Here is a 16,899-nt window from a genome sequence, read left to right as displayed (position 1 = left end):
AAACTTACACTATATGAAATTTTTTTTTACTTTTTTACTTTCTTTTTTAAGTATTTTCAATGTCTATGCTCAAGATTTATATCTTATTAAGCTTAAAGAAAAAGAAAATATTTCAAATAATCTGTCTAATCCATTAAAAATTATTTCTCAAAAATCTTTAGATAGAAGAATTAAGTATAATATTGATTTAGATGAAAAAGATATTCCTATTTCTCAAGATAGAATAAATAAAATAAAGAATTTATCATTAAATTATATTGGCCATACTAAATGGCTAAATACAATAATGGTGGAAATTTCTGATTTATCAGTTATTTCTAAAATAGAAGAATTATCATTTGTAGAATCTGTAAATACAATGGTTAGAGGAAAAGAAATATCTGGTTTTACAAAAATAGAATCAAAATGGACAGATTTAAATTCCAAAAAAGTTAATTATGATTATGGAAAATCAAATGATTTTATAGAGCAATTAAATTTGAAACCTTTACATGATCAAAGTTATTTAGGGAATGATGTTTATATTGGTGTTATTGATGCAGGATTTCCTGGTGTAGACAAAATAGTAGCATTTGAAAATCTTAGAAATGATAATAGAATTCTCGATACTTATGATTTTGTAAGTAAAAAGAAAAATGTTTATGACTCTAATTCTCACGGCACAATGGTTTTATCTACAATGGCAACAGAAATTAATGGTATTTATATTGGTACAGCACCAAAAGCTACTTATTCTCTTTATATTTCTGAAGATAATGATAGCGAAACACCAAAAGAATTACTGTATTGGATACAAGCAGCAGAAAGGGCTGATAGTGTAGGAGTGGATATTATAAACACGTCTTTAGGATATAATACCTTTGATGATTCTCGATATGATTATACTTATGAAGATATGAATGGAAAAACAACTTTAATATCTTTAGGTGCTCAGGTTGCAGTTGATAAAGGAATTTTAGTTGTGACCTCTGCAGGAAATGAAGGAAGTAAATCATGGAAATATATAACATCTCCTGCTGATGTAGTTGATGTATTTACTGTTGGTGCAAATACTTTATATAAAACTGCAGCTTCATTTTCTTCTTATGGACCAAATGCCATGAATGATTTAAAACCAAATGTTTCTGCTCTAGGAAGCTTAGTTCCTTTATATTCAGAAAATGGTCAACAAACATATAATAATGGTACATCTTTTTCTTCTCCAATTACTGCTGGAGCAATGGCTATTCTTCTCCAAAAATTTCCAAAAATAGAATTAGCTTTATTAAAAGATAAAGTTCAAAAATCAGCTCATTTATATTCCAATCCTACGAATCAATTAGGTTATGGTATACCAGATTATTATAAAGCTTTTCAAGAATTGCTTGAAACGAGAGAAATTAAATTAAATAAGCAATTAGATATTTATCCTAATCCATTTAATAACGAGATTGTAATTCAATCTAATAATAAAGAAATGTCTATTGAAATTTATAATGTAGCAGGTCAAAAAGTTTTAAGCTTTTATAACCAAGAAAAAATAAATACATCAAATTTGAAAAGTGGAGTTTATTTAATAAAAATTCAAGATAAAAATGGTAATAATTATATAGAGAAAATTGTAAAAAAATAATTCTAATTATTAATATAAACAAGAGCGTCAGATTGGGTTTACCCAATCTGACGCTCTTGTTTCATAATTTATTTTTGTAAAGATTATGAATATTATTTTATATTAAAGCAGTATAACATGCGAACAAACCAAATATAATTCCAGGAGAATTGGCTATAGCAAGGGGCCAATCTTTTTTCTTAATTCCATAAATCACCCAAAGACTACAATTTATAGCTGCTACAAATGGTTGTATATGATCACTTTTTTGTCCATTTAGGTTATTTAATATTTGTGGGATATATGATACGTACATCCCTAAGGAGGTACATGTAGCTACATAACCTAAAATCTTAATAAATTTACTTTCCATAAGTAATAGTCAATTTTTTTATATCGTTAGTACTTTTAACTAAGTTAATAAAAAAATATTATAGTGGTAGAAAGGACTTTGGGAAGTATTATGTTTATATGTTCGAACTAAATTTTTTTATAGCATTTTCTTTATCTTTATTCATCGCCTCTATCAACTCATCCAGAGAATTAAATTTTTTCTCATCACGAAGTCTTCCTAGAAATTCTAAATGGATTGTTTCTCCATAAATTTGTTGATCAAAATTAAGGATATTTACTTCTATTCTATGTTCTCTAGAGTTTGTAACAGTTTCTCTATAACCGATGCTTAGTAAACCTAAGTATTTTTTATTATCAACAAAAACAGCTACAGCATAAACACCATCTTTTGGAATTAATTTAGTAGAGTCAACTTCTAAATTTGCAGTAGGAAAACCAAGTGTTCGACCAAGTTTATCACCATGCACAACAATTCCTGATAGAGGATAATTATATTTTAATGCTTGATTTGCATATTCAATATTTCCTTCTTTTAATGCTTTTCTGATTTTTGTAGAACTAATTGCTGATTCTTCATGATGAATAGCCTCTAATTGAATAAGATTAAATCCATATTCTTTAGATAGTTTTTCTAGTTGTTCAAAATTACCTTCTCTATTTTTACCAAAGTGATGGTCATGTCCAATAACTAAAGTGTGAAGATTCATTTTTTTGATTAAATAATCGACAATAAAATCTTTTGCAGAAACTTGCGAAAAATCTTTTGTAAATGGATGTATAACTAAATTATTTAAATTTAAATCCTTCAAAATATTTTCTTTTTCAGCAAGAGTAGAAAGTAATTCTAATTTAAAATCTGGTTGTACAACTTTTCTTGGATGAGGATAAAAAGTTAATAAAACACTTTCTCCATTTATGTTTTGTGCAATATTATTTAATTGTTTAATTATGGTTTGATGTCCTATGTGTACACCATCATACATTCCTAATGTAATAACAGCATTATTTATATGGCAACAATCATCTATGGAATTGAATACGTTCACAGTTTTTTTTACAAAGTTAATCCGTTTTTTAAATTAAAAAATATAAATAAGGAGAAGCTAAAATATGATTTTCATCCAATTTATTTAGAATAAATAAAAATAAATTGCACAAAAATAAAACCTTCCTTAAGTTTACATTCAAATTTTAACAATGAGAAGAATTATAGTAGTAGCCTCTACATTAACTTTTTTACTTTATTCTCCAGTAAAGGTTAATGCAAGTGTAAAATTCGAAATGATTAATGAAGATATAAGAACTGGTATATCAGGAAAAGTATTTGATCAAGATAACAAGCCTGTAGAAAATGTAAAAGTGACTATAAATGGTAAAATTGTTATTACAAATGCAGCTGGAGAATATTCTTTTACAGAATTATCAGAAGGTACTTATGATATTATTGCAGAGATAAATGGAAAAAAGGAAACGGTACAAGTATCTATTATTAAAGATAAAATGATTTCTCATAATTTTAATTTGTATTTGGATCAATCCATAGATTTAAGTGAAGTAAATGTGGCAGCTAAAAGATTTGCAGAAAAAAAATCTGATATGGTCGCTCGTATGCCACTAAGTAATTTAGAAAATTCTCAGGTTTACACTGTAGTTCCAAAAGAATTATTAGATGAGCAAGTTGCAACAGATTTTCGAGGTGCATTAATGTCTTCTCCTGGAGTTACCAATGTTTCATTAGGAGTTGGTTCAGGAGGTACAGGTCTTGCTATGATGATGAGAGGTTTTACAGGAGCTGATGGAGCAGGAGCAATAAGAAATGGAATGGCAACAAATTACGTATCATTATCTGATCCTGTTAATTTGGATCGTTTGGAAATCATAAAAGGTCCATCATCAACACTTTTTGGATCAACATTAGTTTCTTACGGAGGATTAGTTAATCGTGTAACAAAGCAAGCAACAGTTGGAGAAAAAGGTGAAGTAAGTATTTCTGCTGGAGGATATAGTTTGGGAAGAGCAACGTTAGATTATAACAAACCATTAAACAAAGACAATACTTTATTATTTAGAATAAATGCTGCTGTGCATAGAGAAAAGTCTTTCCAAGACCAAGGAGTTAATAAAACATTAATGATTGCTCCAACATTTAAATATTTAGTTAGTGATCGTTTAACTTTAGGTTTAGATATAGAATATTTTCAATCAGAAAGAAATACAACTTATGTTGGTTTAGGAAAAACTTCAATTAAGAATTTGGATGAATTAGATTGGGATTTTAAAAGATCTTATACTTCTAATGATTTGACGAGTAAAGCCAATGTTTTGAATGTTTTTGCAAATGCTAATTATATTATTAATGATCATTGGACTTCTGATACACGTTTTTCTTATTCAAATACAGATAACAACGCAAACTATTTATTTCTATTAATTTCAGATGGAACTGGAGATTATGCAGGTGAAAGATTACTACAACGAAGAATAATGAATTTACCTAGTAATTTCAATACAACTCAAATTCAACAAAATTTTGTTGGAAAACATAAATGGGGAGATATAGAAAATAAATTTTTAGTAGGAGTTGATTTTACACAATTAGTTACTTCAGATTCTCGTGTTACAGTAAACGATTATGATAAGTCTGCATCAACTCTTTTAGGATTAACTAAAGCACAACAAACTATTGTTAATCAAGATGCTCCAACAATTAACTCTAATACTTATGAAACTCTCTTAGGTCAAGGAACTAGAGCTGCTAATAGTAGAAATACAGTTACTTATAGTGCTTATGTTTCTGATGTAATTAAGTTCTTTGATCGTTTAAATGTATCTGCTGGTGTTCGTGTAGATCGATTTAATGATAAGAAAAATAATTACATGCAGACAGCTTGGTCACCAAAATTTGGAGTTGTTTATGAAATAATAAAAAATCAATTATCTCTTTTTGGTAATTATCAGAATGGATTCAAAAATGTGCAACCAACAACTTTAGCTGATAATAATAGACAATTTTTTAAACCTGAACAATCAAATCAATTTGAAACAGGAATCAAGTTCGAATTATTAAAGGGAAAAATAAATGGTACAGTTAGTTACTATGATATAAAAGTAAAGGATAAAGTTCGTACAGTTCCCAATACAGATCCTACAAGTGCTTTAACGACTATAAGTGTACAAGATGCAACTCAAAAAAGTACAGGATTTGAATTTGATTTAATTGCAAATCCTTTCAGAGGTTTTCATATCATAGCTGGTTATGGATATAATAGTAGTCGTTTTCAAAAATCTGCAGAAACAACAACAGGTACTTCTGTAGAAGGAAATCGTCCAGCAGGTGTTCCATATAATTCAGCTAATTATTGGGCGAGTTATAAATTAACTAGAGGAGAATTTAATGGATTAGGTTTTGGTTTTGGAGGAAACTACTCTGATGGATATTACTTTAATGATGCAAATACAGTTAAAGTTTCAGGATTTAGTACTATCGATGCTTCAATCTTCTATGAAAAGGCAAAATTTAGAATCGCATTAAAAGGAAATAATCTTGCTAATAAAAAATATTGGACAACACTTTCTTGGGCTCAACCACAGCAAACAAGAACATTTGTGGCTAATTTAACATTCAAATTCTAATTATTAACTAATTAAATAGTATTGTAAAATTGTTTTTACAATACTATTTTTTATCTCAACAAAAATGAAAAATATATTAAGCGTAATAATAACTTTCTTCTTCTCTTTACTACATGCTCAAACACCTTATACAATAGGAGAAACATATACAATACATTCTAATATCTTAAATGAAGATAGAATCATTGATGTGCAATTGCCTCAAAATTATTCAAATCAAGATTTTGCTAAAGGAAAATACCCTGTTGTTTATGTTTTAGATGGAGATACGAATTTTTCTTTAGTAGCTTCATTAGAAAGATTTAGTACTAAGTTTTTATTTCGATCTCAACCAGAAATGATTGTTGTAGGAATAAGAAATATAGATAGAACGAAAGATTATACTCCAACAAAAAGTTTATCTAAAAATAAAGATAATAAGTTACAGTACGAAACAAGTGGAGGAGCAGAAAATTTTATTAATTTTATTGATAAAGAATTGAAGCCTTTCGTTAATAAAAAATTTAGAACAACAGATTTTAATATTTTACATGGACATTCATTTGGTGGATTATTTGCGATTTATACATTATTAAATCATACAGATTCATTTGATGCATATATTGCAATAGATCCTAGTCTTTGGTGGGATAATAAAGTAATTTTTAAACAAGCTCAAGAAGAATTCAAAATAAAGGACTTTAAAAATAAATCTTTATATGTTGCACTGGCTCATGAAAAAATTGATGCTCAAAAAGATCGATTAGAACATGGTAGTACAATTAGAAAATTTTGTGAAGAATTATTACCAACAACTCAATTATATTCTTCATGGAAATATTATCCTGATTACAATCATGGTTCAGTACCAATTCCATCAAGTTATGATGCTATGGTAGCAATATTTAAAGGAATTGAATTACCAATAAAAGAAATTCCTCAAAATCCAGAATTACTTCAAGAAACATATGATACTTTTTCTAAAAAATTAAATCACACTTTTGTTCCTGAAGAATCTTTGTTAATTGAATTGATAAAATATACTCAACGAATTAATCAACAGGATAATGCAAATAAAATATTAACATATGCATTAAAATTATATCCAGATAGTAAGCAATTAAAAACGATGAAATACTAATGAGAAGTAAGTCAACTATACTTAAAAAGAAAGGAAAAAGTACATTTTCTAAGGTAATTGCTTGGTTACATCTTTGGCCAAGTATTGTTTCAGGAATTATATTAGTTTTTGTTTGTCTTACAGGAACAATTATTGTTTATTGTGATGAAATTTTTGATTATACAGCTGGAGAATCGAAATATGTTGAGGTTCCTCAAAATCATAAGTACGCAACTTATGATGAAATTGTGAATGGAGTAAAAATTTATAATCCAGAAATCAAAGTTTCTGAATATGTTTTTTTTAAAGATCCTAAAAGAAGCATACGTATGCGTGCATTTATTCCAAAGGAAAGAAAATTAATTATGTTGTATATGAATCCCTACACAGCAGAGATTATAAAACAAGATAATACAATTCATTTCTTTTTTGTAATGGCTCATTTACATTCTTCTTTATTAGCTGGAAAAATAGGAGGCTGGATAGTTGCAATTTCAACAATTGTTTTTGTGATTAGTACTATTACTGGTTTGGTATTATGGTGGCCTAAAAAATGGACTAAAACAACTCGAAAAGCTAGTTTTACAATAAAATGGAAAGCAAAGTTTAAACGATTTAATTATGATTTACATAACGTATATGGCTTTTATTCTATGTTATTATGCTTAGTATTAAGTATAACTGGACTAATAATTTTTTTTAATCCATTCATGAATTTTACTATAAAAGTATCAGGAGGTGATCTTTCTCATTTAGAGAAATCATTACCTAAAGCAGATTCAACAAAAGTATCAAAAGATTTAGTTCCTTTTGCTTATAAAGTATTAGATAAAGAATTTCCAGATAAAAAAATGGTTCGAATTTGGGAATCTGCTAATAGAAAAAATGGAGCTTACCTATTTACATCTGGTAAAGTAGGACTAAAGAGTATAGAAAATGCTGACATAAGTATTTTTGATAGATATACAGGAGAAAAAATTAACGTTAATGAAAAGTTAATAAAACATGAGTCTGTAGAAAACGTTGTTTGGCAGTTACACATGGGACAATGGTTCGGACAAATAGGCAAATTATCTACATTTTTAGCAGGAATAGTAGCAACTTCTTTACCAATTACAGGTTTTTTAATTTGGTGGGGAAGGAGAAAAAAGAAGCCTAAAACTGTTTAAAGGAGAGTAATAATTATCTCACAATGGATTATAATTTAAAAAAATATGTATTTTGGAATAAAAATCTTAAATTTATATTAATTATAACATGTTTTTAACTTACATTTGCACCCAAATAAAAATAAACTAAATCATTACATATAATGGCAAATCAAAAGAAAGGTAAGATTGCACAGGTTATTGGACCTGTAATTGACGTTATTTTTGATAACGCAGAAGGCCTTCCAAATATTTATGATGCATTAGAGGTTCCTCGTCAAGGAAAAGAAACATTAATTCTTGAAGTCGAGCAACACATCGGTGAAGATACTGTACGTTGTATCGCAATGGATAGTTCTGATGGTTTACAAAGAGGTCAAGAAGTTATCGCTTTAGGAAAACCAATTATGGTTCCTATCGGAGAAGACATCAAAGGACGTGTATTTAATGTAGTTGGAGATGCTATTGATGGTTTAGGGAATTTAGACAAAGAAAATGGTTTACCTATTCACCGTCCAGCTCCAAAATTCGAAGAATTATCAACATCTGCAGAAGTTTTATTTACAGGGATTAAAGTAATTGACTTAGTAGAGCCATATGTAAAAGGTGGTAAAATTGGTTTATTTGGAGGTGCCGGAGTAGGTAAAACAGTATTAATTCAGGAGTTGATGAACAACATCGCTAAAGGACACGGAGGTTTATCTGTATTCGCTGGTGTTGGTGAGCGTACTCGTGAAGGTAATGACTTAATGCGTGAGATGATTGAAGCTGGATTAATTAATTATGGTGAAGATTTCATGCACTCTATGGAAGGTGGATCTTGGGATTTATCTAAAGTAAACAGCGAAAACATGAAAGAGTCTAAAGCTGCTTTCGTTTTCGGACAAATGAATGAACCTCCAGGTGCACGTGCTCGTGTTGCTTTAACAGGTTTAACATTAGCTGAATATTTCCGTGACGGAGATGGACAAGGTCAAGGACGTGACGTATTATTCTTCGTAGATAATATTTTCCGTTTTACACAAGCAGGTTCTGAGGTTTCTGCCTTATTAGGACGTATGCCATCAGCCGTAGGTTATCAGCCAACATTAGCAACTGAGATGGGAGCTATGCAAGAGCGTATTACATCTACTAAAAACGGATCTATTACATCTGTACAAGCAGTTTATGTACCTGCCGATGATTTAACTGACCCTGCGCCAGCTACAACTTTTGCGCACTTAGATGCTACAACAGTATTAGATCGTAAAATTGCTTCTCTAGGTATTTATCCAGCGGTAGATCCATTGAATTCTACTTCTCGTATCTTAACACCAGCAATTATTGGTAAAGAGCATTATGAAACAGCTCAACGTGTAAAAGAGATTTTACAACGTTACAATGCTTTACAAGATATTATTGCTATTTTAGGTATGGAAGAGTTATCTGAAGAGGATAAATTAGTTGTACACCGCGCACGTCGTATCCAACGTTTCTTATCTCAACCATTCCACGTTGCAGAGCAATTTACTGGTATACCAGGCGTTTTAGTTGATATTAAAGATACTATAAAAGGATTTAACATGATCTTAGATGGTGAAGTTGATCAATATCCTGAAGCTGCATTCAACTTACGTGGTACTATTGAAGAAGCGATAGAAGCTGGAGAAAAAATGTTAGCAGAAGCTAGATAATATATTTTAACAATATAAAAGAGTGCTTACGTTTCTTTCTTTAAAGTTACTAAGTACTCTTTTTTTTAAACAATAGGAATATGCACTTACAAATTATAACTCCAGAACATGTTATTTTTGATGCCGAAGTTGATGCAGTAACATTACCAGGTAAAGATGGTGAGTTTCAGTTATTAAATAACCACGCTCCTATCGTTGCAACTTTAGGGCAAGGAACAATTAAAATAAAAGTTCATTCTCAAACTTTTGATAAGTTTAATGATGAATCAGGAAAAATTTACACTGCTCCTGCTAATTCTCAAACTTTGTTATTTGATATAAAAGGAGGAACCATAGAAATGAATAATAATAAAATATTAGTTTTAGCGAATTAATTTTTTATCAAAAAATATTATAAAAGAGACCAAATATTATTTGGTCTCTTTTTTTATGACATTTATTTTTTTATGCAATAAATAATTTTTCAATTTTAATTAAAAGTATAAGTATTCCTTGTTTATTTGCTTCCAAAAAATTGTAGTAAAACACTAATAACAAAAGGTATTACCCAAAAAAAAGTTTTTTTTTATTCTTATAATTATATAGGTTTTAGAAGTCTATTGAGTTTTAAATAGCTTAATAAATATTTTTTCCTGTATTTTTGTGTTTTTTAGTTTAATTTTCTGATTCTAATAAGTATATATGTTAATTACGGATTATATTCTATTTTTGCTGAATACTATATAAGAATGAACTATTACCAATATAATTACTCAGGTGCTTTCTCATTAGAATGTGGAAAAAAATTAGATAATATAACAATTGGTTATCATACATCAGGAAAACTGAATAAAGATAAGAATAATGTTATTTGGGTTTGTCATGCATTAACTGCTAATTCTGATGTTTTTGATTGGTGGAGTGGTCTTTTTGGAGAATCAGATTTATTTAATCCAAATGATCATTTTATAGTATGTGCCAATGTTATTGGTTCTAATTATGGGTCAACAAATCCATTGTCTATAAATTCTGAGACAAATAAATCTTTTTTTAGAGATTTTCCTTTAATAACGATTAAGGATATGGCAAATGCTCATCAATTATTAGCTGAATATTTAGGTATTGATAAAATTAATCTTTTGATTGGAGGTTCTCTTGGAGGACAACAAGCATTAGAGTTTATTTTATTGAATAAGATTAAGGTGAATAATTTGGTTCTTTTGGCTACTAATGCTGTTCATTCTCCTTGGGGAATAGCATTTAATGAATCTCAAAGACTTTCTATAGAAGCAGATTCTAGTTTTTATGAAGATAAGCTTGACGGAGGTAATAATGGATTGGTTGCAGCAAGAACAATTGCAATGCTTTCATATCGTACATATGATATTTATGATGTGAAACAAAAGAATGAAGATGGTATTTCGGATAATTTTAAAGCTTCGTCTTATCAAAAATATCAAGGAGAAAAATTAGCAAATCGTTTTAATGCTTATTCGTATTGGTATCTTTCTAAAGCAATGGATTCTCACAACATTGCTCGTGGAACAAATAAAAATATAAAGGAGATATTAGCATCTATAAAAGCTAAAACAAAAGTTATAGGCATTTCTTCAGATATTTTATTTCCTCCTTCTGAGCAAAAAATTATTGCAAATTATATTCCTAATGCTACTTTTCATTTGGTTGATTCAATTTATGGACATGATGGATTTTTAGTAGAAGTAGATGTAATTAAGGAAATTATAAAAGATTTTGTTTAGTTCATAAAAAATAAAGCCTTGTATTAGAATACAAGGCTTTATTTTAAAATTTTATTTAAGCTATTTTTTTTGCTTGAGGTTTTTTCTTTTTTCTTCCCCACCAAATTAAAAATCCTGTTACAGGTAAACTAGCACACATTAAACTAACAATAAATGCTATTATTTTTGTTGGTAATCCAAAAATAGCTCCTACATGTATATCATAGTTTGCATTAATCATTTTTTCTCCAAGATTTTTATCTTCATGTTTTCTAACATGTAAAAGTTTACCAGAGTTTTCATCAAAAATTAAACTACGATTTTTATGATAAGAATAAGATAATTCTTTAACATAAATACTAAAATTAGGATGTTCGTGATCATCCATATGTTCGTGCCCCAAATCAACAGAGAAGACATAAGCATCTGGATTTAACTCTTCAACTTTTGAAGCAATTTTATCTAAAGTTGTATCATTTCTCATTTCAATTGGAGCTGTTGTTTTGATATGAGAAAAATCTGGATATTTTGATTCACCTCCAGAAAAAACAAAATAAATCATTGCTTGAACGATAAAAAAGGCATAAAAGATTCCTGTTATAGCAAAAATGAGAGAAAAGATAGATGAATAAAAACCTAAAATATTGTGTAAATCATAATTTTTACGTTTCCAGTTTTTTATGTTTTTCCATCGAAACCAAAAACGTTGTTTACGAGCAACTTTATTTTTAGGCCACCAAAGAATGATACCTGAAATTAACATAAATATAAAAATAGTAACAGGAATTCCTGTCAGCCATTTTCCCCATTCCGAGTTTAATAAGAATCCCCAATGTAAAGATTTTATTATGGCAAAAAAACCATTTTTTTCATCATATACTTTTAATACTTTTCCGTTATATGGATTTACATAAGCAGATTTATAAACAGGATATTCTATAAAATAATTCCATCCTTTTGGATCATGTTCATACCAATAAAATTGATATGTCATAGAACGATCAATGGGAATATTTACCCAATGTATAGGATATTTCTCTTTGACTTGTTCGTCAACTAATTTTTCTAAAACTTTTAGTTTAAGTTTCTCTTTGTTCTCAAAATTAGGTTCGTTATGATGAATATATTCTTTACGTTGAATATATTCTATTTCATCTTTAAAAACATATAATGCCCCTGTAATAGAAATAAAAAATACGATAGAACCGATAAGCAAACCAAACCAAAGGTGTAGTTTGCCTATTAATTTTTTGAACTTATTCTCTTTCTTTTTTCTCTTTGTATTTTTCATTAGAATTTGAATGTCAAGCTTCCTACAACATTTATTAATTGTTGTGCATTAGCTGTAGAATAACCTATCCAATAATGCTCGTTTGTTAAGTTATCTACTTTTACACCAATTCTAAATTTTTTAGTATCATAAAATGCGTTTGCATTCATGATAAAGTATTCGTTTAAATAGAAAGTATTTGTAACGTAATTATTACTAGCATAATTTCCTCCTACACCAAATCCTATTCCTTTTAATGATCCATCTAAGAATTGGTAACTTGCATTAAAATTAGCTAGCCATTTAGCTCCTGCAGTTGTTGGTCTTGTACCTACTAAAGCTTCGTTGGTAGGATTTTTAGTTATTTTAGCATCATTATATGCTAATCCACCAATTATAGAAAAACCTTTTACTAAGTAAGCGTTTACTTCTAATTCAACTCCTTGACTTTTTGTTTTTCCTGCTTGCGTTTGGACAGAAAAAGACTTAAAATATTCCCCAGTATATAATAAAGAATTTTTAACATTAATATTATAGTAACTTAATGTTGCATTTATTTTACCTTGAAATACATTCATTTTAAATCCTCCTTCAAATTGATTTGCTCGTTCTGGGTCAGATAGAACTGTATTTCCACTTACGTCAGCTGTATAATATCCATTACTCTTGAAGCTGTTTTGATAATTTCCAAAAACAGAAAATTTTTCTGGTATAATCTCATAAACAACACCAAATTTTGGAGACCAAGCTGATTGGCTAAATGCTTCAGTAAGATTACTATATAATAATCCACCTTTAGCATTATTGTTTTCATATCTTATTGCAGCTAAAATATTTAATCCTTCTACAGGAGTAAACACATTAGAAATATAACCACTGTAAGTATTTAAAGTACCTTTTATAGGATATTTACCTACATTTTCACTTGTATCATAGAAATTTTGTAATGTAGTACCATTCATTATAGAGTAATCTCCACCTCGGAATGGGACCCAATCATAATCTGCAGAAATAAACATTTGATTGTTTTTCGTTTGCATATAATCAAAACCAACAACAGTTCTATTTCTCATTTTACCAAACTTATAATCGAAATTAAAGTTTTGTTGTACTTGAAAACTTGTTTTTTTACTATTTGCTGTAGATTGATCAGATCTTACAACTCCAAGTTCTGTTCCTCCATTTTTAGTATCAGTTCCAATGGCAAAATACGGACTAAACCCATTCGAGTTAGAGTATGAGTTACTAATATTAGTCGAAGATTTTATATGATCATTAATAGTATAATTAACTTGGCCAAATAAATTTCTTACTCTTGCTCTAGTTTTTAAATTATCACCAACATAAGATTGTTTGTAATCAAGGCCATATTTTTTTTCAACATCCTTCATACTATAAATACCTTGTTCTGGAGATGCAGCAAGATAGAAAAACATTTGTTCAGCCATTGCTTTGTTCTCGAACATTTCTAAATCTACATTAATATCCAACTTTTCATTTGGTTTGAAACGTAATGATGGAGTAAATGCATAATATTCATTTTGAGCATTTTTTTTCTGAAAAGTTCCAGAATTAGTATATGCCGTATTAATTCGGAACATTAATTTATTATCATTTGTGATAGGAGCGTTTACATCAGCTTGTGCTCTATAATAATTATAACTACCACCAGCAATAGAAACATTTCCATCAAAATTTTCATGAGGTTTTTTTGTTATTCTATTGATAACACCTCCATAAGAACCAACATTGCTACCAAACATTGTAGCAGATGGTCCTTTTAAAACTTCTAATCTTTCTAAGTTTATTGCATCTATAGAAGTAGAAACAGGTGCAACTAGACCATTTCTTAAAGAGTTATTTGATACAAAACCTCTAAAAGTAACATACGAACCTCCGTCTCCTGACCTTCCAGTAGCATTCCACATTTTTTGTAATCCAGTTACATTTCTATATGCATCGTCAACAGTAAAAAGTATTTGATTTTCTAAAACAGATCTGTCTATACTAGAAAATACTTGAGGATTTTCTATAAACTTCAAAGGCATTTTGTTAGATGTATCTGTATCTTTTCTTATCTGTTTGTTTACTATAACTTCATCTAAATTCGTATTAATAGAATCTTTTTGCTGTGCACTTAGTATACCAGATACTAATGCTGTTAGTAATATGAAAGATTTTTTCATAATGAAAGAATAAATTTTATGCGAAATTATATAATTTATTTTAAATTATTCTAAATAAATTATATAAAAATAAAGATTTTAATTACCTGTAAAAAATATTTGTAATTAATTGTATTATAGTTAATTATTCGTTTAAATTTTTATTCAAATTATACTTTAACAAAGTAAAAAATGAACTTCTTAATATTTTCTTGTCATTTTCTTAATATTTAAGTAATATACTCGCTTCTTAAATCAAATATTTTTGCACTTATAGTATTTAAAATATTTATAATAAATAGGTTGTTTAATCATATTAATATAAATTTTTATAAAAGTAAGTAGAAGATAGACGATGGATAGAAGAAATTTTTTCAAAAAAGGAGCCTTGTTTACTGCAGCAACAACTTTGTTAGGAGGAAATGTTTTTGCAGAAGATAAAATAATAGGAGCTAGAAAAGCAAAAAATATAATTTTTTTAGTGAGTGATGGAATGAGTTCAGGTACACTATCTATGACAGACTACTATTTAACACGTATATATGATAAAAAATCAAAATGGATTAGCACATATCAAGAGAATAAGGTAAATAGAGCTTTAATGGAAACATGTTCTGCTAGCTCTATTGTTACTGATAGTGCAGCTGCAAGTTCAGCATTTGGTGGCGGAGTTAAAGTACCTAATGGATCATTAAATGTATTAGCTAATGGTGAAAAAACGTTACCTATTTGGCAAAAATTTAAAAAGAAAGGTAAAAAAGCAGGTATTGTTACAACTGTTACAGCAACACATGCAACTCCAGCTGGTTTTTGTGTCAATAGTAGTTCAAGAAATGCTGAACCACAAATAGCAGAAGATTACTTAGCATTAGGTATAGATGTGATAATGGGAGGTGGAGATGAATTTTTTAATCCTACAAAAAGAAAAGATAACAAAGATTTATATAAAAATTATAAAGATAAAGGATATATTGTTGCTCAAAATCTTAATGATTTAAATGATTATCAATCAAGTAAACCTATTTTAGGTATTTTTTCTCAAGGAGGATTACCATATAGATTAGATAGATTAAACACACCAGAACTAAAAAAAACAACACCTTCATTAGCTCAGATGGCTACAAAAGCTATTAATTATTTAAATAAAAATAAAGACGGTTTTGTATTGCAAATAGAATCTGGAAAAGTAGATTGGGCAGCGCATGCCAATGATTTAGGAGCTCTTATTCACGAACAAATAGAATTCGACGAAGCCTTAAAAGTAGCATTAGATTTTGCAGAAAAAGATGGAGAGACATTAGTTATTTTCACAACAGATCATGGAAATGCTAATCCAGGACTTATTTATGGAAAAGAATGTAATCATAATTTTGATTCTATTGCTAACTATAAATATACAAACGAATGGATTCTAAATAAAATAGATAATAGTTTTTCTACAAACTCAGTTATAGAATTCATAAAAACAAATCTAGGATTTGTTATTACATCAGAAGAAGCACATTATATACTAGGATTTTATAGTAAACTAGAAAAAGAAGACGAAGGTTTATATAATTATAAACATTTACCATACGAAGGTTTTGCTCAAATGCAAAAGAAACATAACTCTGTCGGATGGATCTCTATGGATCACTCTTCAGATCATGTGGAATTAGGAGCATATGGACCAGGGCAAGAGCTCATAAAACCATTTATAGTAAATACAGATCTTCATTATGTCATGTTACAAGCAGCTCACATAGATAATAGATTCTAAGAGCAAATAGATTATAGTTTACACACTTTTAAGGTCGGATATCATTTCCGACCTTATTTTTTATGCATTACAAAACTGAATTTCTTTTCTCAATTAATTATATTCAAATTAATTAATAAAGATATTAATAATTGGGCAATCCCTTCAGGTCGCGATTTTCGTTGTAATCTTTTTACTTCGCTAGGATGTTTCGCAAAAAGGATATCCACTACAATCGCTATTGCAGTATGATGTAAATGGTATTATAAGTAATTAATATTAACGTATCATTTAAAATTCACAACTTATTACTTAGAACTTACGAAGTGTCATTCATAGCCTGTCGAAGAATCTTTGAGTTACTGGGTTCAAGTTCTTCAGTGTTTAAGTTATTAAGTTTAGAATATCACTTATAACTAAAAACTCACAACTCACAACTAAGAACTGATAACTGAAAAAACTCTCTGTTTTCCTGTAAAAATGATGAAAAAGTAAAAAAGATTAAAAAAT

At 28.6% G+C, this 16,899-nt stretch carries 12 protein-coding genes; 8 read left to right on the top strand and 4 right to left on the bottom strand.

Annotated features, from left to right (window positions below):
- Positions 1-13 precede the first annotated feature (13 nt).
- Positions 14-1,612 carry a S8/S53 family peptidase gene (locus RT575_RS04670; RefSeq protein ID WP_313579192.1) on the top strand — a complete coding sequence of 533 codons (1,599 nt, stop codon included), beginning with the start codon at positions 14-16 and terminating at the stop codon, positions 1,610-1,612.
- A gap of 97 nt (positions 1,613-1,709) precedes the next feature.
- On the opposite strand, the gene RT575_RS04665 is transcribed toward RT575_RS04670, so the two are convergent.
- Positions 1,710-1,964: a SemiSWEET family transporter gene (locus tag RT575_RS04665; RefSeq protein ID WP_313384625.1), complete on the bottom strand. Its 255-nt coding sequence runs from the start codon at positions 1,962-1,964 to the stop codon at positions 1,710-1,712.
- Positions 1,965-2,058: 94 nt separating this feature from the next.
- A complete protein-coding gene (locus tag RT575_RS04660; protein ID WP_313579190.1) occupies positions 2,059-2,991 on the bottom strand; it encodes a bifunctional riboflavin kinase/FAD synthetase in 933 nt (310 codons plus the stop codon).
- A gap of 151 nt (positions 2,992-3,142) precedes the next feature.
- Between RT575_RS04660 and RT575_RS04655 the strand changes: the two genes are divergently transcribed.
- From RT575_RS04655 to metX, 6 genes are all read left to right on the top strand, one after another.
- Entirely contained in the window at positions 3,143-5,578 is a 2,436-nt protein-coding gene (locus tag RT575_RS04655) for a TonB-dependent siderophore receptor (RefSeq protein ID WP_313579188.1), read from the top strand.
- 64 nt (positions 5,579-5,642) lie between these two features.
- Positions 5,643-6,698, top strand: a complete 1,056-nt coding sequence (locus tag RT575_RS04650) for an alpha/beta hydrolase (protein ID WP_313579186.1) — start codon at positions 5,643-5,645, stop codon at positions 6,696-6,698.
- Complete coding sequence (locus RT575_RS04645) at positions 6,698-7,846, top strand: PepSY-associated TM helix domain-containing protein (protein WP_313579184.1); 1,149 nt, start codon at positions 6,698-6,700, stop codon at positions 7,844-7,846. Before RT575_RS04650 ends, RT575_RS04645 begins: the two co-directional genes overlap by 1 nt.
- Positions 7,847-7,989: 143 nt before the next feature.
- Complete coding sequence (gene atpD / locus RT575_RS04640) at positions 7,990-9,498, top strand: F0F1 ATP synthase subunit beta (protein WP_313579183.1); 1,509 nt, start codon at positions 7,990-7,992, stop codon at positions 9,496-9,498.
- Between the two features lie 80 nt (positions 9,499-9,578).
- Positions 9,579-9,872: a F0F1 ATP synthase subunit epsilon gene (locus RT575_RS04635; RefSeq protein ID WP_313384615.1), complete on the top strand. Its 294-nt coding sequence runs from the start codon at positions 9,579-9,581 to the stop codon at positions 9,870-9,872.
- A gap of 354 nt (positions 9,873-10,226) precedes the next feature.
- Positions 10,227-11,237, top strand: coding sequence for a homoserine O-acetyltransferase (gene metX, locus RT575_RS04630; protein WP_313579181.1), 1,011 nt, complete (start codon positions 10,227-10,229; stop codon positions 11,235-11,237).
- Between the two features lie 55 nt (positions 11,238-11,292).
- On the opposite strand, the gene RT575_RS04625 is transcribed toward metX, so the two are convergent.
- On the bottom strand, positions 11,293-12,507 hold the full coding sequence (locus RT575_RS04625) for a PepSY-associated TM helix domain-containing protein (protein WP_313579179.1): 1,215 nt from the start codon (positions 12,505-12,507) through the stop codon (positions 11,293-11,295).
- Complete coding sequence (locus tag RT575_RS04620) at positions 12,507-14,672, bottom strand: TonB-dependent receptor (RefSeq protein WP_313579177.1); 2,166 nt, start codon at positions 14,670-14,672, stop codon at positions 12,507-12,509. The genes RT575_RS04625 and RT575_RS04620 overlap by 1 nt, the downstream gene beginning before the upstream one ends.
- Positions 14,673-15,006: 334 nt before the next feature.
- On the opposite strand from RT575_RS04620, the gene RT575_RS04615 reads away from it, so the two are divergent.
- Positions 15,007-16,410 (top strand): alkaline phosphatase, encoded by a 1,404-nt coding sequence (locus tag RT575_RS04615; protein ID WP_313579176.1) that lies wholly within the window; start codon positions 15,007-15,009, stop codon positions 16,408-16,410.
- Positions 16,411-16,899 lie beyond the last annotated feature (489 nt).

Source organism: Chishuiella sp. (assembly GCF_032109125.1).
GTDB lineage: Bacteria > Bacteroidota > Bacteroidia > Flavobacteriales > Weeksellaceae > Empedobacter.
This window is presented reverse-complemented; position numbering and strand designations above follow the sequence as displayed.